The organism is Pseudomonas sp. BRM28 (assembly GCF_002939405.1).
Lineage (GTDB): Bacteria > Pseudomonadota > Gammaproteobacteria > Pseudomonadales > Pseudomonadaceae > Aquipseudomonas > Aquipseudomonas palmensis.
Window position 1 is genome coordinate 4,690,800 of sequence record NZ_PEFV01000001.1, and the last position, 16,605, is coordinate 4,707,404.

Genomic DNA, 16,605 nt, shown 5'->3' on the forward strand with positions numbered 1-16,605 from the left:
TGGGAATCTGAAAAAAAGTTGCAAATCAGTGTGTTGAATGCAAATTAAGGGTTGACAAGGGTTTTGAAGATTGTAGAATAGCGCGCCTCAGAGACATGAACGCAGCGATGCACAAGGTCGAAGAGTTCGAAGCGGTAGCGATACAGTTTTCGAAATTGAAGCAAGTTGTACTTGAAATTGATAGTTCCGCGATAGCTCAGTCGGTAGAGCAAATGACTGTTAATCATTGGGTCCCAGGTTCGAGTCCTGGTCGCGGAGCCAAATTTCAAACCGGGGTATAGCGCAGTCCGGTAGCGCGCCTGCTTTGGGAGCAGGATGTCAGGAGTTCGAATCATGGACGTGGTGACCAACAATTTTCCTGGAGTACGCGTCCGTTACCAGGCTCAGGTACAGCGGGCCGTTACGTGCGGGCAGATAAGTAATGTCGGCAACCCAGACGTGCTCCGGCCTTGTCGGAACGACTTGGCTTGGACCGGGCTTGATTAAGTTGGGATGGCGGTAGAAGCGATGAAAGCTCTGTGTTGTCTTGTGGTATGCCCGCTTGGGCAGTACCAGCAAACGGCGCTCTCCCAAGACCTGAAACAGCCTATCTCGGCCGACCTGGAATCGTTTCCTCAGAGTCTGTCAAGCGTTTATTTTGAAGTTTTTCGTTTCACTTCAAACACTTGACTCGCCTCGATCTCTCGTAGCGGGAGGCGAATTCTACAGCGTTACAACCTGCTGTCAACCACCTTTTTTCACCGCTGACGATCTTTCGATCGAAGCACCTCCAGCCTGACCTGAAACGTCCAACTCACTGATATTCAAGGAGTTTTTCGTTCCTGCTACGCTGGAAGTGGGGCGAAGTATAAAGACTTCTGGAAACCCGTCAAGCGCTATTCGCAATAAATCTGTCACATCGGTCAAAAACGCTGAAAAACAAAAGAGGGAGGCCTTGCGGCCTCCCTCCTTTCAGCCCGACCTCAAAGGCTTGGGAATGCGAACTGCGATGCTTCATGGCTGGCGCGCTGCGGCCAACGCTGGGTGATCGCCTTGCGCCGGGTATAGAAGCGCACGCCATCCGGGCCGTAGGCATGCAGGTCGCCAAACAGCGAGCGCTTCCAGCCACCGAAGCTGTGATAGGCCACCGGCACCGGCAACGGAACGTTGACCCCCACCATGCCCACTTCGATCTCGTCGCAGAACAGACGCGCCGCTTCCCCATCACGGGTGAAGATGCAGGTGCCGTTGCCGTATTCATGATCGTTGATCAACTGCATGGCCTGCTCGAGGCTGTTCACCCGTACCACACACAGCACCGGGCCGAAGATCTCTTCCTTATAGATACGCATCTCGGGGCTGACCCGATCGAACAGCGTACCGCCCACGAAGTAACCTTGCTCATGCCCCGCAACACTGTAGCCGCGGCCGTCCACCACCAATTCGGCACCGGCAGCCAGGCCGTCATCGATATAGCCAACCACCTTGTCGCGCGCAGCCGCAGTCACCAGCGGCCCCATGTCCAGACCGCAACTGGTACCGGCACCGATCTTCAGCGCCTTGATCTGCGGCACCAGCTTGGCCACCAGTGCATCGGCCACCTGGTCACCCACGCACACCGCTACCGAGATTGCCATGCAGCGTTCACCGCACGAACCGTACGCCGCGCCCATCAGTGCGCTGACCGCGTTGTCCAGGTCGGCATCGGGCATCAGCACCGCGTGGTTCTTCGCACCACCCAGCGCCTGCACACGCTTGCCACGACGAGTGCCCTCGGCATAGATGTACTCGGCAATCGGCGTGGAGCCCACAAAGCTCAGCGCCTTGACCTCTGGGGCTTCGATCAGCGCGTCCACCGCCACCTTGTCGCCATGCACCACGTTCAGCACGCCCTTGGGCAAGCCGGCTTCCAGCAACAGCTGGGCAATGAACAGCGACGAGCTCGGATCGCGCTCGGACGGTTTGAGAATGAAGCAGTTGCCACAGGCAATCGCCAGCGGGTACATCCACAGCGGCACCATGGCCGGGAAGTTGAACGGGGTGATCCCCGCAACGATGCCCAGCGGCTGGAAGTCGGACCATGCATCGATGTTCGGGCCCACGTTGCGGCTGTATTCGCCTTTGAGCACTTCGGGGGCAGCGCAGGCGAACTCGACGTTCTCGATACCGCGCTTGAGTTCACCCGCCGCATCCTCGAGGGTCTTGCCATGCTCTTCGCTGATCATCTGCGCAATGCGCGACTCGTTCTGCTCAAGCAGTTGCTTGAAGCGAAACATCACCTGGGCCCGCTTGGCCGGCGGGGTATTGCGCCAGGCCGGGAATGCCGACTTGGCCGAATCGATGGCCTGCTGCACGGTTTCCCGGCTGGCCAGCGCCACCTTGCGTACCGCCTGGCCGGTGGACGGGTTGAACACATCGGCGGTGCGCTCACCGCTTGAAACCATTTCACCGTGGATCAGATGCTGAACAATGCTCATGCAGAACTCCAGAAAGGGGGTTCAGGCGCGGCACCGCGCGCCTGCTTATATAAAGAGAGGGATCAGCCGACCTGGTTGATCGCTTCGCCCACCGCATCGAACAGGCGATCCAGTTCTTGCGGGGTGGTGTTGAAAGTCGGGCCGAACTGCAGGGTGTCGCCGCCGTAGCGAACATAGAAGCCGGCGTTCCACAGCTTCATGGCGATCTCGAACGGACGCACGATGGCATCCCCGTCCCGCGCGGCAATCTGGATGGCACCGGCCAGGCCGTAGTTGCGAATGTCGACGATGTTCTTCGCGCCCTTGACTCCGTGCAGCACACGTTCGAAATGCGGTGCCAGGTCGGCAGCCGACTGCACCAGGTTCTCCTTCTCCAGCAGGTCGAGTGCAGCCAGGCCGGCAGCGCAGGCAACCGGGTGCGCGGAGTAGGTGTAGCCGTGCGGGAATTCGACCGCGTATTCCGGGGTCGGCTGGTTCATGAAGGTCTGGTAGATCTCGCTGCTGGCGATCACCGCGCCCATCGGGATGGCGCCGTTGGTAACCTGCTTGGCGATACACATCAGGTCGGGCGTCACACCAAAGGCGTCGGCACCGAACATGGCACCCATACGGCCAAAACCGGTGATCACTTCGTCGAAGATCAGCAGAATGTTGTGCTGGTCGCAGATCTCGCGCAGGCGCTTGAGGTAGCCCTTGGGCGGTGGCAGTACACCGGCGGAGCCGGCCAGCGGCTCGACGATCAGTGCCGCGATGTTCGACGCATCGTGCAGCTCGATCAGCTTGAGCATCTCGTCGGCCAGGGCGATACCGCCCTCCTCCGGCATCCCCTTGCTGAATGCGTTGCCCGGCAGCAGGGTGTGCGGGATATGGTCCACATCCAGCAACTGGCCGAACATCTTGCGGTTGCCGTTGACGCCGCCCAGGCTGGTGCCGGCGATGTTCACGCCGTGGTAGCCACGGGCACGGCCGATCAGCTTGGTCTTGGTCGCCTGGCCTTTGAGGCGCCAGTAGGCACGCACCATCTTCAGCGCGGTATCGGCGCATTCGGAACCGGAGTTGGTATAGAAGACGTGGTTCAGGTTGCCCGGGGTCAGGTCGGTGATCTTCTCGGCCAGCTGGAACGACAGCGGGTGGCCGAACTGGAAGGCCGGCGAATAATCCAGCACACCCAGCTGACGCGACACCGCTTCCTGAATCTGCTTGCGGGTATGCCCGGCGCCGCAGGTCCACAGCCCCGACAGCGCATCATAGATCTTGCGCCCCTTGTCATCCGTCAGGTAGCTGCCTTCGGCGGCGACGATCAGGCGCGGGTCGCGCTGAAAGTTGCGGTTGGCGGTATAGGGCATCCAGTGCGCATCCAGCTTGAGCTGGCTGGCAAGGCCGAGGGGAGCGTTTTCAGGCAGATTCATGGGACAAACCTCGCAAGGCAATGAGCAACATGAGGGAGGCAAACGTTGTTGCAGCTAAGTTGTCACGGGGATAAAGTCTGAAAAAGCCTACTTTTCTAATCTTCAGTTAGCTGGACACTAAACTATGAGCCGTCGCCCGGAGCCGCTTGCGCAGGTCAGTGATTTCGACATCCGTCTGTTGAAAATCTACCGCAGCGTGGTGGAATGCGGCGGCTTCTCCGCAGCCGAGAACGTGCTGGGCATCGGCCGCTCGGCCATCAGCCAGCAGATGAGCGACCTGGAGCAACGCCTGGGCCTGCGCCTGTGCCAGCGCGGCCGTGCCGGGTTCTCGCTGACCGAAGAGGGCCGCGAGGTGTACCAGAGCGCCCTGCAACTGCTCGGCGCGCTGGAAAGCTTTCGCACCGAGGTCAACGGCCTGCACCAGCACTTGCGCGGCGAGCTGAACATCGGCCTCACCGACAACCTGGTGACGCTGCCGCACATGCGCATCACCCATGCCCTGGCGCAGCTCAAGGACCGGGGGCCGGAGGTACGCATCCAGATCCGCATGATCGCTCCCAGCCAGGTCGAACAGGGCGTGCTCGACGGCAGCCTGCACGTCGGCGTGGTCCCCCAGACCAGCCCGCTGTCGGGGCTCGAGTACCAGCCACTGTACAGTGAGCGCTCACTGCTCTATTGCGCGGTCGGGCACCCGCTGTTCTATGCCGATGACCGCCAGCTGGACGACGACCGCCTCAACAGCCAGGACGCGATCGCCCCCACCTTCCGCCTGCCGGCCGAGATCCAGGCCCAGTATCAGGACCTGCACTGCACCGCCAGCGCCTCGGACCGCGAAGGCATGGCGTTCCTGATTCTTACCGGGCGCTACATCGGCTACCTGCCCGACCACTACGCCAACGCCTGGGTACAGCAGGGGCGCCTGCGCGCCCTCAAACCCGACGAACGCTTCTATGACCTGAGCCTGTGCTGGGTTACCCGCAAGGGACGGCGCCCGCACCTGGTGCTCGAGAGCTTCCTGGACAGCCTGGCGGCCACCCGCTGATGCGGTTTATCGGCTTTTTCGCCGATGAGCGCTTGCCCGCCTGCCACGGCTGGGTTATCAGTGCATGTGCCACACTACCCCGCTCTGTCCGGAATCGCCCATGACCTTCGAAGTCCCCGCACACCGCCTCCAGGCTGCCAGGCCTGCCGGCCGTATCCGCCAGAAGAACGAGCAGGCCATCATCCAGGCTGCCGAAGACGAGTTCGCCCGTCACGGCTTCAAGGGCACCAGCATGAACACCATCGCGCTGAACGCCGGGCTGCCCAAGGCCAACCTGCACTATTACTTCACCAACAAGCTGGGCCTGTACGTGGCGGTGCTGAGCAACATCATCGAGTTGTGGGACAGCACCTTCAACACCCTGAGTGCCGACGACGACCCGGCCGAGGCGCTGAGCCGCTACATTCGCGCCAAGATGGAATTCTCGCGGCGCAACCCGCAGGCCTCGCGGATCTTCGCCATGGAGATCATCAGCGGCGGCCAGTGCCTGACCGACTACTTCAGCCAGGACTACCGCGACTGGTTCAAGGGCCGGGCCGCCGTGTTCGAAAGCTGGATGAATGCCGGCAAGATGGACCGCCTCGACCCGGTACACCTGATCTTCCTGCTCTGGGGCAGCACCCAGCACTATGCCGACTTTTCCACACAGATCTGCCAGGTAACCGGCCGCAGCCGCCTGACCAAGCAGGACATGGAAGACGCCAGCAACAACCTTATCCACATCATCCTCAAAGGCTGTGGCCTGACCCCACCCAACTGAACCCTGCTTATGCCTTTTACCCTGTTGGACACTTGCGAGTTTCGCGAAGAGATCCGCAAGAGCCGCTTCATCACCCTGGCCGGCCCCATCAGCAGCCCGGCCGAGGCCCAGGCCTTCATCGAACGGCACAGCGACCTGGCCGCCACCCACAACTGCTGGGCCTGGAAACTGGGGGCGCAGTACCGCAGCAGCGACGACGGCGAACCCGGCGGTACGGCCGGGCGCCCGATCCTGGCGGCCATCGAGGCGCAGGACTGCGACCAGGTAGTGGTGCTGGTGATTCGCTGGTACGGCGGCATTCAGCTGGGCACCGGTGGCTTGGCCCGGGCCTATGGCGGTGGCGCCAACAAGTGCCTGCAACAGGCCGAAAAGCGCCTGCTGGTAAGCCGTGTCGAGCTGCACTGCAGTTGCGCATTCAGCGAACTGGCCCTGCTCAAGCTACGCGTCGCCGAAGCCGACGGCCTGGTGATGGACGAGCAGTTCACCGCCAACGGTGTCGACCTGTTGCTGGCGCTTGGCGAGGAGCAGATCGAACCGGTGCAACGACAACTGGCCGACCTGAGCCGCGGGCGCATTCTGCTCGAACGGCGCTGACACTTGCCCACATCCACTGTGGGCCCGGCTGTGGATAACCTCTTAGCACTCGGCTGCAGCCCTTCTGGATCAAGGCTCGCAGAGAAACGATCATATTTTGATCAAGATTTGATGACAGGCCATCAAGCGGCGTCGAATCAGTGACTTATCCCCAGCCAGGTGTCCTCGAGGGCCGGCTCCATGGCCACAAAACCGTGCCTGGCGCTTGCACACAAATACTGTGGAGCAAGCTGTGGATAAACCGTGAGCGCCTGCGCCAAAGGCCTGCCGGCCAATGCTCAGCGTCGATTGATCATTTTATGAGCAGCCTCCAGGCCATGCTACGCTGCGTATCCTCTGCCCACCTGTACGGAGTTATCCCATGACCGCCCCCAAAACCGCACTGATCATTGGCGCATCCCGTGGCCTGGGCCTTGGCCTTGTGCAGCGCCTGCGCGAGCAGGGCTGGAACGTGACCGCCACCGTTCGGGACCCTGCCAGGGCCCCTGCGCTGGCCGCGGTGCCCGGCGTACAGGTCGAGACCCTGGAAATGAACAGCACCGATCAGCTCGATGCACTGCAGGCGCGCCTCAAGGGTCAGACCTTCGACCTGCTGTTCGTCAATGCGGGGGTCAAGGGCCCTGATGACCAGAACCCGGAGCGGGTACAACTGGCGGATATCGGCGAACTGTTCATGACCAACAGCGTCGCGCCGATTCGCGTGGCGCAGCGCTTGAGCCCGCAGCTCAACGACAAGGGTGGGGTGATCGCCTTCATGAGCTCGGTGCTGGGCAGCGTGAGCATCCCCGACGCGCCCGACCTGGCCCTGTACAAGGCCAGCAAGGCGGCGCTCAATTCCATGATCAACAGCTTCGTCGTGCAGTTGGGCGACACCGGCCTGACCGTGCTGGCCATGCACCCGGGCTGGGTCCAGACCGACATGGGCGGCGAAGGCGCTGAAATCGACGTGCCTACCAGCACGGGCGGGATGGTTGAACAGGTCACCCTCAACAGCGGCAAGGGTGGCCTGCATTTCATCAACTACAAGGGCGAAAAACTGATCTGGTGATCTGACGCGCGGTGGGTGTAGACTCGGCCCTTCGCCCACCGCGGCGGACCTGGATCAGCAGACAGGGCAACACTGAGCTGGCTAACCTGAACCCACTTTCAGAGGAGCCGGCACCATGCCTGCGACCCGTATCTGGTTGAAAAACCCGCTTGCCATCTTTACCGCCAACACCCTCGACGCCCGTGGCGGCCTGGTGCTCGAAGGCGGCATCATCCGCGAAGTCCTCGGCCTCGGCCAAACCCCCGCCACACCTTGCCAGCAAACCTTCGATGCCCGTGAGCACGTGGTACTGCCAGGCCTGATCAACACCCACCACCACTTCTACCAGACCCTTACCCGTGCCTGGGCTCCGGTGGTCAACCAGCCGCTGTTCCCCTGGCTCAAGACGCTGTACCCGGTGTGGGCCCGGCTCACCCCGGCCAAGCTGGAGCTGGCGACCCAGGTAGCCCTGGCCGAACTGCTGCTGTCGGGCTGCACCACCGCTGCCGACCACCACTACCTGTTCCCCGACGGCCTGGAAAACGCCATCGACGTACAAGTGGAGAGTGTGCGCAAACTCGGCATGCGCGCCATGCTCACCCGCGGTTCCATGAGCCTGGGTGAAGCCGATGGTGGCCTGCCACCGCAGCAGACGGTGCAGCAGGGCGAGGTGATCCTGGCCGACAGCCAACGACTTATCCACAGCTACCACGAGCGTGACGCGGGCGCGCAGATCCAGATCGCCCTGGCCCCCTGCTCACCGTTCTCGGTCACGCCCGAAATCATGCGCGCCAGCGCGACCCTGGCCCAAGAGCTGGACGTGCGCCTGCACACGCACCTGGCCGAAACCCTCGACGAGGAGGACTTCTGCCTGCAGCGCTTTGGCCTGCGTACGGTCGACTATCTGGACAGTGTCGGCTGGCTCGGCCCGCGCACCTGGCTGGCCCACGGCATCCACTTCAACCCCGACGAGATTGCCCGCCTGGGCGCTGCCGGCACCGGCATCTGCCATTGCCCCAGCTCCAACATGCGCCTGGCATCGGGCATCTGCCCCACCGTGGAACTGACCGACGCGGGTGCGCCAGTGGGCCTGGGTGTGGATGGCTCGGCCTCCAACGATGCGTCCAACATGATCCTCGAAACCCGCCAGGCCCTGTACCTGCAGCGCCTGCGCTACGGTGCCGAGGCCATCACCCCCGAGCGCGTGCTGGGCTGGGCCACACGAGGTTCGGCGCAACTGCTTGGGCGCAACGACATCGGCGAGCTGGCCGTGGGCAAGCAGGCCGACCTGGCCCTGTTCAAGCTGGATGAACTGCGTTTTTCCGGCAGCCATGATCCGCTCTCGGCCCTGCTGCTGTGCGGTGCCGACCGGGCCGACCGGGTGATGGTCGGCGGCCGGTGGCGAGTGATCGATGGCCAGATCGAAGGGCTGGACGTGAAGGGCCTGATCGCCGATCACCGCCAGGCCGCCGCGCAACTGATCGCCGGCTAGGCAGCTACAGGCCCAGCAGCGCCAGCATGATGAACGTGGCGAACAGCACGAAGTGGGTCATGCCCTCGATCGCGTTGGTTTCGCCATCGTTCAGGTTGATGGCGCTGACGATCAGCGTGATGAAGATCATCACCGTCTGTACCGGGGTCATGGCCATCTGGAACGGCTGACCGGTGTACAGGGCCATGGCCTCCATCAGCGGCACGGTGAGGATCACCGTCGACAGCGAGGCCCCCAGGGCGATGTTGACCACCGATTGCATGCGGTTGGCCAGCGCCGCGCGCAATGCGGTGAGAATCTCGGGCGCGGCAGAGATGGCCGCTACCACGATTGCCGTCAGTACCGGCGGTGCTCCGCTGCCCTCCAGGCCATAGTCCAGGGTCTTGGACATGACTTCGGCCAGCAGGCCGATCACCACCACCCCCGAAATCAGAATCGCGATCGATCGCGCCTTGTGGCCGCCCGGCGTCCCTGCCACCGGGTCGCGGCGTTTCTTCTGCGGGTAGCTGTAGCTGAAAAAGTAGCTGTGCGGCCCCACCTGCATGCGCAGAAACAGCGTATACAGCACCACCATCGCGCCGATGGTGAAGGCCGAATACAGATGCCACTGGGCTTCGGGGATGAACTCGGGCACCACCATCGATACGCCCATCGCGGTCATGATCATCACGCTGTAGGTGCGTGCCGAATCGTCGTTGTAGCTCTGCTCGCCGTGCTTGAGCCCGCCCATCAACGCGGCCAGGCCCAGGATCCCGTTGATATCGAGCATCACCGCCGAGTAGATGGTATCGCGCACCAGCGTCGGCGAAGCCTCATTGCTCATCATGATGGCCAGGATCACCACCTCCACCAAGACCGCCGACAGGGTCAGGATCATGGTGCCGTAGGGGTCGCCGACCTTTTCCGCCAGCAGCTCGGCATGCTGTGCAACCCGCATCGAGGCGCACACGATCGCCCCCACCAGCGCGAACCCGGCCAACAACGCCACGCCATGGCCGTGCCCCAGCAACAACGGCTCCAATGGCCAGGCCAGCAGGGCGGTCACCACGGCCAGCAGCAAGAGCTTTTCCTGGGTCAGTAGCTTGAGCATCGGCGGCCTTGAACAGCAGGGGTGTGGCTAGAGACTGTAGCTGCTGTGGAAGGTTTCCTGCTGCCGGACCATCCGGCCAGGTTTCGCGCCGCCCCTCGTCAACCGCTGTAGAATGGCGCGCAACCGCACCTTGATGAGAACACGCTATGTACGACTGGCTTAACGCGCTGCCCAAGGCAGAATTGCACCTGCACCTGGAGGGATCGCTCGAGCCCGAACTGCTGTTCGCTCTGGCCGAACGCAATGGCATCGCCCTGCCCTGGAACGATGTGGAGGCCCTGCGCGCGGCCTATGCGTTCAACAACCTGCAGGAGTTCCTCGACCTGTACTACCAGGGCGCCGACGTGCTGCGCACCGAGCAGGACTTCTACGATCTTACCTGGGCCTACCTGCTGCGCTGCAAGGCACAGAACGTGATCCACACCGAACCGTTCTTCGACCCCCAGACCCATACCGACCGGGGCATCCCGTTCGAGGTGGTACTGGCCGGCATCAGCGCAGCCCTCAAGGATGGCCAGCGCAAGCTGGGCATCAGCAGTGGCCTGATCCTGAGCTTCCTGCGCCACCTGAGCGAAGACGAGGCCCACGCCACCCTCGATCAGGCCCTGCCCTTTCGCGATGCCTTCATCGCCGTGGGGCTGGACAGCTCGGAGCAAGGCCACCCGCCCAGCAAGTTCCAGCGCGTGTTCGACCGCGCCCGTAGCGAAGGCTTCCTGACGGTCGCGCACGCCGGCGAGGAAGGCCCGCCCGAGTACATCTGGGAAGCCCTGGACCTGCTCAAGATCCAGCGTATCGACCACGGCGTGCGCGCCATCGAGGACGAGCGCCTGATGCAGCGCATCATCGACGAACAGATCCCGCTGACCGTCTGCCCTCTGTCCAACACCAAGCTGTGCGTGTTCGACCACATGCGCGAACACAACATCCTCGAGATGCTCGAGCGTGGCGTGAAGGTCACGGTGAACTCGGACGACCCAGCCTATTTCGGTGGCTACGTGACCGAGAACTTCCATGCCCTGCATACCCACCTCGGCATGACCCAGGACCAGGCCAGGCGTCTGGCGCAGAACAGCCTGGATGCGCGCCTGCTCAAGCCCTGACCTCTGCGCGGGCAGGTCGACCCATCACCGGTGGGTCGGCCTTGCCCGCCACCTGCGGCTACTCCCCCACCGCCAACGGCATGGGCGACTGTGCAATCAGCGGGATTTCACGCAACCCGGCGGGGGTGACGTGCAAGGCGCGCGAGTCACCGTTCATGCGCACCCAGCCCGACTGCACGAAAAGCCTGAGCAGGCTGCTGCCCAGAGCCCCGCCCAGGTGCGGGCGCTGCTCGCTCCACTCGCTGCAGCAACTGCACGCGCTGCAGGCTCTGCCCTCGCGCAGTGCCAATGCCTCGACGAAGATGCCAAAGTCGGCAAAGTGCAGGCGCCCCAGCGAGCTGACCTCCAACTGGCGGTCGCAGAGCTCCAGCCACTTGGCCTCCTGCAAGCGCTGGTAAAGGTCGGCCGCCAGCTCACCGCCCAGGTGGTCACGGCACAAGCGTGCGCGGCGCATCGCCAGCGGGATCCCCGGCGCCTCCCGGCTGACACGCACGCCCTGACGAAAATGCTCGCGCACCGGCACACTGGCCAGCGCCTCCACAGCGGCGCCCACCTCCGGGGCTGCCAGCCGAAAATACCGTTTGCGCCCGCGCGCCTCTATCTTCAGCAACCCCCCTGCCAGCAGGCGCCCAAGGTGAGCGCAGGTGGAAGAAGGTGTCAGGCCGGTCATCCTGGCCAACTCGTCGGAGGGGCGGGCCAGACCGTCGATCAAGGCCCACAGCATGGCGCTGCGCTTGGGGTCAGCCAGCAGGCTGGCGATCACACTGATACTTGCTACAGGTTTCATATCTGCACTCCCTGCGGATTCCGAAGACGTAACTTGCCCGCCCCTGCAATGGAAACGTCTCTTGCTGGTAACGACTGCGGGGGCAAGTATATGCCGGCCTGTAAGCACTTAAACGGCCTCTATCTCCGGCAAAATTGCCCGTTTTGGGCAACCATGTGGTCTTCTGCAAAGGTCACTTTCGGGTGACGGGCCTTCCGCCCCTGGCACCACAGCCGCATGGGGGCGGCTTTCCCTGCAGAGCGAGGGTTGCGCTCAAGGGCCGATGAGCGCGCAACGCCCTACATCCAAGGTAAACAAGTCATTCAACCTAAAATGAAACGTATGACCCTGATCCAGCGCCCGACAGGCGGCCCTGCCTAGCCGGTCATCGCCAGCAGCGGCTCCAGCAGGTGCCGGCATCTGGCCTTGAGTTCGTCGCGCAGCAACTGCACCGGCTTGCCGAGCTGCGCCCGGTGGGTGCACAGCAGATTCAGCGGCGCAGCTTCACCCCGCACGCCGGGCAGCAGCACTTCGAGGCGCCCGGCCTTCACATCGGCTGCCACATCCAGCCAGGACTTGTAGGCAATGCCCACACCTGCCACGGCCCAGCGCCGTACCACGTCGGCGTCGTCGCAAAAGCGGTCGCCACGCACCAGCACCGTCTGTGTCGCGGCCCCGTCACTGAAGCGCCACTGGTCATGCACACGACCACCCAACTGGTACAGCAGGCAGTTGTGCTCGGCCAGCTGTGCAACCGTCGCCGGTTGGCCATGGCGCGCCAGATAATCAGGTGCGGCGCACAGCACCCGGCGGTTGTCGGGGCACAGGGGCAACGCCACCAGGCTCGAGTCTTCGGGGGTGCCGTAGCGCAGCGCCACATCCACCGGCTGGCGAAACAGGTCGGCATTGCGATCGCCCAGCAGCAGGCGCACGTTCAGCAATGGGTGCGCCTGCTGCAACTGGTCCAACCAAGGCAACAGCACATTGCGTCCGAAATCCGACGGTGCCGACAACTGCAGCACGCCGCTCACCTCGGCCTGGCCCTGAGCCAACGCCCGCCGTCCCTCCTCGAGGCTGGCCAAGGCTACCCGGGCGTGGTTGAGGAACCCCTCGCCTTCAGCGGTCAGGCGCAGACTGCGCGTCGAACGGGCCAGCAGGCGCACCTTCAATTGCGCCTCAAGGCGCTTGAGCGCTGCGCTCGCCACTGCCGGCGAAAGGTCCAGCTGGCGCGCAGCGGCCGACAGGCTGCCCAGTTCCGCGGCGCGCACGAACAGTTGCAGATCATCGGTACGCAGCACTTGTCGGCCTCATTATCAAAAAAAAATTGAAAGTATCTGCCGTTTTATCGGGTTTTAACCCCAAGTGAAAGCACTGATGATGGCGGCACTCCCCCCCCCTCAAGGACCTCTTCATGAAAGCCATTGCCTACTATCAATCGTTGCCGATTGCCGACCCCGCCGCGCTGCAGGACATCGAGCTGCCCGCCCCGCAGCCTGGCCCGCGCGACCTGCTGGTGCAGGTGCACGCCATCTCGGTCAACCCGGTCGACACCAAGGTGCGCCAGAACGTGCAACCCGAGGCCGGCGTGGCCAAGGTGCTGGGGTGGGACGTTGCCGGTGTGGTCAAGGCGGTGGGCAGCGAGGTCAGCCTGTTCCAGCCTGGCGACAAGGTCTACTACGCAGGCTCCATCGCCCGCGCCGGGGGCAACAGCGAGCTGCACGTGGTCGACGAGCGCATCGTCGGGCACATGCCCCGAACCCTGGGTTTCGCCGAAGCCGCCGCATTGCCGCTGACCGCCATTACCGCCTGGGAGCTGCTGTTCGAACGCCTGCAGATCGCCGAAGGCAAGGCCGACCTGGGCCAGAGCCTGCTGATCGTCGGTGGCGCCGGCGGCGTCGGCTCGATCCTGACTCAACTGGCCAGCCAACTGACCGGGCTCAAGGTCATCGCCAGCGCTTCACGCCCCGAAACCCAGGCCTGGGTAAGGGAGCTGGGCGCCGATGTGGTAGTCGATCACCGTCAGCCCCTGGCCCAGGCCCTGAAGGCGCAGGGTATCGATAGCGTTACCCACGTTGCCAGCCTGACGCAGACCGACCAGCACCTGGACCAGCTGGTCGAGGCACTCGCCCCGCAGGGCAAGCTGGCGCTGATCGACGACCCCAAGCAGTTGGACGTGACCAAGCTCAAGCGCAAGAGCCTGTCGCTGCACTGGGAATTCATGTACACCCGCTCGCTGTTCGAAACCGCCGACATGCAGGCGCAGCACACGCTGCTCAACCGCGTGGCCGAGCTGATCGACGCAGGCACCCTCAAGACCACCCTGGGCGAGCATTTCGGCCCGATCAATGCAGCCAACCTGCGCCGGGCCCATGCGCTGCTCGAAAGCGGTGCAGCCAAGGGCAAGATCGTGCTGGAAGGGTTCTGAGCCCCTCCGGGCCCCGGCATGACCGTCAGTCAGTACACTGACGCCGGTCATGCCGGGGCCCGGTCGCGGCGCTACAATGCTGCTGCATTTACCCAACCACACAGGTAGGCAGCGATGAAGATTATCGTCAGTGCATCAGCCCGCAAACCCGGGTGCCCGTGGCAGGTTCAGCTCGACCAGCATGTGGTCAGCTTTCGCAGTGAGGCCGAGGCTCGCGCCTTTGTCGACACCCTGCAACAACGCTTGCGGGCCCCGCACCCGCTCAAGCAGGTCGGCTGAGCTGCAGGCGTCGGGTCAACATAGCCACGCCCACTGCCGCCGTACCGCACAGGCTGATGACCAGCGCCATCGGCAGCGCGCTGCCGTCATGCAGCACTCCCACCAGGGCAGCCGCACCCGCCGCCACGCTGAACTGCACGCACCCCAGCAACGCCGATGCACTGCCGGCGCGGGCACCCTGCCCGCTCATGGCGCAGGCCGAGGCGTTGGGGATGATGCAGCCAAGGCTGGCAATGCACACGAACAGCGGCACCAGCAACGGCCACAGCGCCTGCGTATGCAGCGCGCTGATTCCCAGCAGCACCAGCCCGGCCGCCAGGTATACCCACACCGTGCGGGCCAGCAAAAAGGCAGGCCCACGCTTGGCCAGCAATCGCGCATTCACCTGCGCCACCAGGATGAAGCCCGCCGCATTGCTGCCGAACAGCCAGCCGTAATGTTCGGCCGGTACCCCATAAAGCTTGATGAACACGAAGGGCGACCCGGCGATATAGGCGAACATGCCGGCAATCGCGATGCCGCCGGTCAGTGCATGCCCCATGAACACGCGGTCCTTGAGCAGGCGCCCGTATTGGCGCAACGCCCCCGACAGCGGCTGGCGTGGTTGGTTGGAAGGCAGGCTCTCCGGCAGGCCCAGGGCAACGGCCAGCGTACAGCCGGCGCTGAACAGGGTGAGCGCGAGGAAGATCGACTGCCAGCCATACAGGTTGACCAGCACCCCGCCCAGCATCGGGGCAAGGATCGGCGCCAGGCCCATCACCAGCATCAGTTGCGAGAACACCTTGGCCGAAGCCACTGCATCACACTTGTCGCTGACGATGGCCCGTGACAGCACCATCCCTGCGCAACCACCCAGGGCCTGTACAAAACGCGCGGCGATCAGGGCGTCCAGGCTCGGTGCAAAGGCACAGGCCAGCGACGCCAGGGTAAACAGGGTCACCCCGACCAGCAGCGGAATGCGTCGACCGAAGCGGTCGGCCACCGGGCCATAGGCCAGCTGCCCCAGCGACAGGCCCAGGAAATAGGCCGCCAGGGTGGTCTGGATGTGTTTTTCGTCGGTCGCAAAGGCCAGGGCCATTGCCGGGAAGCCGGGCAAGTAGAAATCGATCGCCAACGGCCCGAACGCACTGAGTGCGCCGAGGATCAGGATGGTGCGCAGGTTCATCGGGAATCCATAGCAGGCTAAGCAAGTGCCTTAGTCTAACCGGGCTGCCATGGATAAGCCGCGAATCTTTTGCCGAATTCGCTGGCACGTGCGCCCCTTGTTGGAGCCGGCCTTGCCGGGGATCGAGCGCGCAGCGCTCGCACACCGGAATGCACAGTGCAGCAGACACACCGCCCATGCAGGGTCGGTAGCCGCTTCGCGCCGGTTCGCCAGCAAGGCTGGCTCCTACAGGCGAAGCGGCTACCGGCTTGTTCAGGCCACAAGCTCGGCCTTGTAACCCTCATCGACAATCGCCTGCACGATCTGCGGCGCCTGCAGCGAACTGTCGACGCGCACCTGCTTGCTGGCCAGGTCCACCTCTACGATGGCCTGTGCATCCTGGCTCTGTACCGCACGGGTCACGGCCTTCACACAGTGGCCACAGGTCATGCCTTGAACAGTGAATACTTGCATGGGAACTACCTCCTTGGGATTTGAGCGCAGTCTCAAGCTTGCCATCGGGGCAAGGTCAAGTGCATGCCGAACTGGAAATCCGCGCCAAGCTCGGCCAAGCTGCGCCCTTGTCGAACGATCAGCAGGAGATTCATTCATGGGCAGGGCAGCATTGGGCCTTATCGGTTTGCTCGGGTTGTGCAGCATCGTGCCCCTGGCCAGCGCCGAAGGGCCGTCGGACTACAGCGTGTTGATCATTTCCCGCGAGCGTCTGGAGGTCGCCACGTCCTGCGAGATCGGCATCTATCTCAACGACCAGCTGTCGGCGCGACTGTTCCAGGAACACTCCACCTCGTTCAACCTGCCGGGCGGCCCGGTGAACGTGCGCCTGCGCCTGCTTCCCGGGCAGGCACCGGGCTGCAACAACGGCATCGAGAACCAGCGCAGCACGCGAATCAACGTACTGGCGGGCCAGGTCAACAAGTACCGCATCGTCATGGACAACAATGGCCTCAGCCTGAAGAAGGCCGCTCTGGGCTATTGACCTTGCCAATGGGGTAAGGTTGAT

16 protein-coding genes, 1 tRNA gene and 1 pseudogene are annotated in these 16,605 nt (G+C 63.5%); 10 read left to right on the forward strand and 8 right to left on the reverse strand.

From position 1 onward, the window contains the following. The first annotated feature begins 185 nt into the window (after positions 1–185). Positions 186–261 (forward strand) — tRNA-Asn (locus tag CR917_RS21730). A 66-nt stretch (positions 262–327) separates the two neighbouring features. Here CR917_RS21730 and CR917_RS21735 read toward each other — a convergent pair. The 3 genes and pseudogenes from CR917_RS21735 to CR917_RS21745 all read right to left on the reverse strand — a co-directional run. Then, positions 328–603: pseudogene (locus tag CR917_RS21735) on the reverse strand (DDE-type integrase/transposase/recombinase); the annotation flags it as partial. Positions 604–962: 359 nt separating this feature from the next. Continuing rightward, positions 963–2,456 (reverse strand): CoA-acylating methylmalonate-semialdehyde dehydrogenase, encoded by a 1,494-nt coding sequence (locus CR917_RS21740; protein WP_043860970.1) that lies wholly within the window; start codon positions 2,454–2,456, stop codon positions 963–965. Between the two features lie 62 nt (positions 2,457–2,518). Further along, positions 2,519–3,865 (reverse strand): aspartate aminotransferase family protein, encoded by a 1,347-nt coding sequence (locus tag CR917_RS21745; RefSeq protein WP_043860969.1) that lies wholly within the window; start codon positions 3,863–3,865, stop codon positions 2,519–2,521. Between the two features lie 124 nt (positions 3,866–3,989). On the opposite strand from CR917_RS21745, the gene CR917_RS21750 reads away from it, so the two are divergent. The 5 genes from CR917_RS21750 to CR917_RS21770 all read left to right on the forward strand — a co-directional run bounded on the left by CR917_RS21750 (position 3,990) and on the right by CR917_RS21770 (position 8,780). After that, the gene (locus CR917_RS21750) at positions 3,990–4,907 is read left to right on the forward strand and encodes a LysR family transcriptional regulator (protein ID WP_043860968.1); all 918 of its coding nucleotides are present in this window, start codon (positions 3,990–3,992) and stop codon (positions 4,905–4,907) included. A 100-nt stretch (positions 4,908–5,007) separates the two neighbouring features. Continuing rightward, on the forward strand, positions 5,008–5,667 hold the full coding sequence (locus CR917_RS21755; RefSeq protein WP_043860967.1) for a TetR/AcrR family transcriptional regulator: 660 nt from the start codon (positions 5,008–5,010) through the stop codon (positions 5,665–5,667). A gap of 9 nt (positions 5,668–5,676) precedes the next feature. After that, positions 5,677–6,261, forward strand: a complete 585-nt coding sequence (locus CR917_RS21760; protein WP_043860966.1) for a YigZ family protein — start codon at positions 5,677–5,679, stop codon at positions 6,259–6,261. Between the two features lie 361 nt (positions 6,262–6,622). Further along, positions 6,623–7,309 carry an SDR family oxidoreductase gene (locus tag CR917_RS21765; RefSeq protein WP_043860965.1) on the forward strand — a complete coding sequence of 229 codons (687 nt, stop codon included), beginning with the start codon at positions 6,623–6,625 and terminating at the stop codon, positions 7,307–7,309. 115 nt (positions 7,310–7,424) lie between these two features. Next, on the forward strand, positions 7,425–8,780 hold the full coding sequence (locus CR917_RS21770; protein ID WP_104572949.1) for an 8-oxoguanine deaminase: 1,356 nt from the start codon (positions 7,425–7,427) through the stop codon (positions 8,778–8,780). Positions 8,781–8,784: 4 nt separating this feature from the next. Here the strand turns inward: CR917_RS21770 and CR917_RS21775 are convergent, their stop codons facing one another. Further along, on the reverse strand, positions 8,785–9,870 hold the full coding sequence (locus CR917_RS21775; protein WP_043860963.1) for a calcium:proton antiporter: 1,086 nt from the start codon (positions 9,868–9,870) through the stop codon (positions 8,785–8,787). 146 nt (positions 9,871–10,016) lie between these two features. On the opposite strand from CR917_RS21775, the gene CR917_RS21780 reads away from it, so the two are divergent. Then, entirely contained in the window at positions 10,017–10,970 is a 954-nt protein-coding gene (locus CR917_RS21780; protein WP_054916632.1) for an adenosine deaminase, read from the forward strand. Between the two features lie 58 nt (positions 10,971–11,028). Here the strand turns inward: CR917_RS21780 and CR917_RS21785 are convergent, their stop codons facing one another. Continuing rightward, on the reverse strand, positions 11,029–11,757 hold the full coding sequence (locus CR917_RS21785; RefSeq protein WP_043860961.1) for a helix-turn-helix transcriptional regulator: 729 nt from the start codon (positions 11,755–11,757) through the stop codon (positions 11,029–11,031). Between the two features lie 356 nt (positions 11,758–12,113). After that, positions 12,114–13,034 carry a LysR family transcriptional regulator gene (locus CR917_RS21790; RefSeq protein WP_043860960.1) on the reverse strand — a complete coding sequence of 307 codons (921 nt, stop codon included), beginning with the start codon at positions 13,032–13,034 and terminating at the stop codon, positions 12,114–12,116. 113 nt (positions 13,035–13,147) lie between these two features. On the opposite strand from CR917_RS21790, the gene CR917_RS21795 reads away from it, so the two are divergent. Then, a complete protein-coding gene (locus CR917_RS21795; RefSeq protein WP_043860959.1) occupies positions 13,148–14,161 on the forward strand; it encodes a zinc-binding alcohol dehydrogenase family protein in 1,014 nt (337 codons plus the stop codon). 114 nt (positions 14,162–14,275) lie between these two features. After that, the gene (locus CR917_RS27490) at positions 14,276–14,440 is read left to right on the forward strand and encodes a sensor domain-containing protein (protein ID WP_116052671.1); all 165 of its coding nucleotides are present in this window, start codon (positions 14,276–14,278) and stop codon (positions 14,438–14,440) included. Here the strand turns inward: CR917_RS27490 and CR917_RS21800 are convergent. Together CR917_RS21800 and CR917_RS21805 are read right to left on the reverse strand one after the other, a co-directional pair. Further along, positions 14,424–15,605 carry a multidrug effflux MFS transporter gene (locus CR917_RS21800; RefSeq protein WP_104572950.1) on the reverse strand — a complete coding sequence of 394 codons (1,182 nt, stop codon included), beginning with the start codon at positions 15,603–15,605 and terminating at the stop codon, positions 14,424–14,426. The two genes, CR917_RS27490 and CR917_RS21800, sit on opposite strands and share 17 nt — an antisense overlap. A 252-nt stretch (positions 15,606–15,857) precedes the next feature. Beyond that, complete coding sequence (locus CR917_RS21805) at positions 15,858–16,058, reverse strand: heavy-metal-associated domain-containing protein (RefSeq protein ID WP_043860957.1); 201 nt, start codon at positions 16,056–16,058, stop codon at positions 15,858–15,860. 136 nt (positions 16,059–16,194) lie between these two features. Here CR917_RS21805 and CR917_RS21810 point away from each other — a divergent pair, with 136 nt between their 5' ends. Further along, positions 16,195–16,581, forward strand: a complete 387-nt coding sequence (locus CR917_RS21810) for a hypothetical protein (protein ID WP_054916634.1) — start codon at positions 16,195–16,197, stop codon at positions 16,579–16,581. Positions 16,582–16,605: the final 24 nt, after the last annotated feature.

Coding starts and splice junctions, on each gene's coding strand:
- CR917_RS21775 (WP_043860963.1), bottom strand. CDS start 9,870: ATGCTCAAGCTACTGACCCAGGAAAAGCTCTTGCTGCTGGCCGTGGTG.
- CR917_RS21770 (WP_104572949.1), top strand. CDS start 7,425: ATGCCTGCGACCCGTATCTGGTTGAAAAACCCGCTTGCCATCTTTACC.
- CR917_RS21750 (WP_043860968.1), top strand. CDS start 3,990: ATGAGCCGTCGCCCGGAGCCGCTTGCGCAGGTCAGTGATTTCGACATC.
- CR917_RS21805 (WP_043860957.1), bottom strand. CDS start 16,058: ATGCAAGTATTCACTGTTCAAGGCATGACCTGTGGCCACTGTGTGAAG.
- CR917_RS21740 (WP_043860970.1), bottom strand. CDS start 2,456: ATGAGCATTGTTCAGCATCTGATCCACGGTGAAATGGTTTCAAGCGGT.
- CR917_RS21760 (WP_043860966.1), top strand. CDS start 5,677: ATGCCTTTTACCCTGTTGGACACTTGCGAGTTTCGCGAAGAGATCCGC.
- CR917_RS21765 (WP_043860965.1), top strand. CDS start 6,623: ATGACCGCCCCCAAAACCGCACTGATCATTGGCGCATCCCGTGGCCTG.
- CR917_RS21795 (WP_043860959.1), top strand. CDS start 13,148: ATGAAAGCCATTGCCTACTATCAATCGTTGCCGATTGCCGACCCCGCC.
- CR917_RS21745 (WP_043860969.1), bottom strand. CDS start 3,865: ATGAATCTGCCTGAAAACGCTCCCCTCGGCCTTGCCAGCCAGCTCAAG.
- CR917_RS21755 (WP_043860967.1), top strand. CDS start 5,008: ATGACCTTCGAAGTCCCCGCACACCGCCTCCAGGCTGCCAGGCCTGCC.
- CR917_RS27490 (WP_116052671.1), top strand. CDS start 14,276: ATGAAGATTATCGTCAGTGCATCAGCCCGCAAACCCGGGTGCCCGTGG.
- CR917_RS21810 (WP_054916634.1), top strand. CDS start 16,195: ATGGGCAGGGCAGCATTGGGCCTTATCGGTTTGCTCGGGTTGTGCAGC.
- CR917_RS21780 (WP_054916632.1), top strand. CDS start 10,017: ATGTACGACTGGCTTAACGCGCTGCCCAAGGCAGAATTGCACCTGCAC.
- CR917_RS21800 (WP_104572950.1), bottom strand. CDS start 15,605: ATGAACCTGCGCACCATCCTGATCCTCGGCGCACTCAGTGCGTTCGGG.
- CR917_RS21785 (WP_043860961.1), bottom strand. CDS start 11,757: ATGAAACCTGTAGCAAGTATCAGTGTGATCGCCAGCCTGCTGGCTGAC.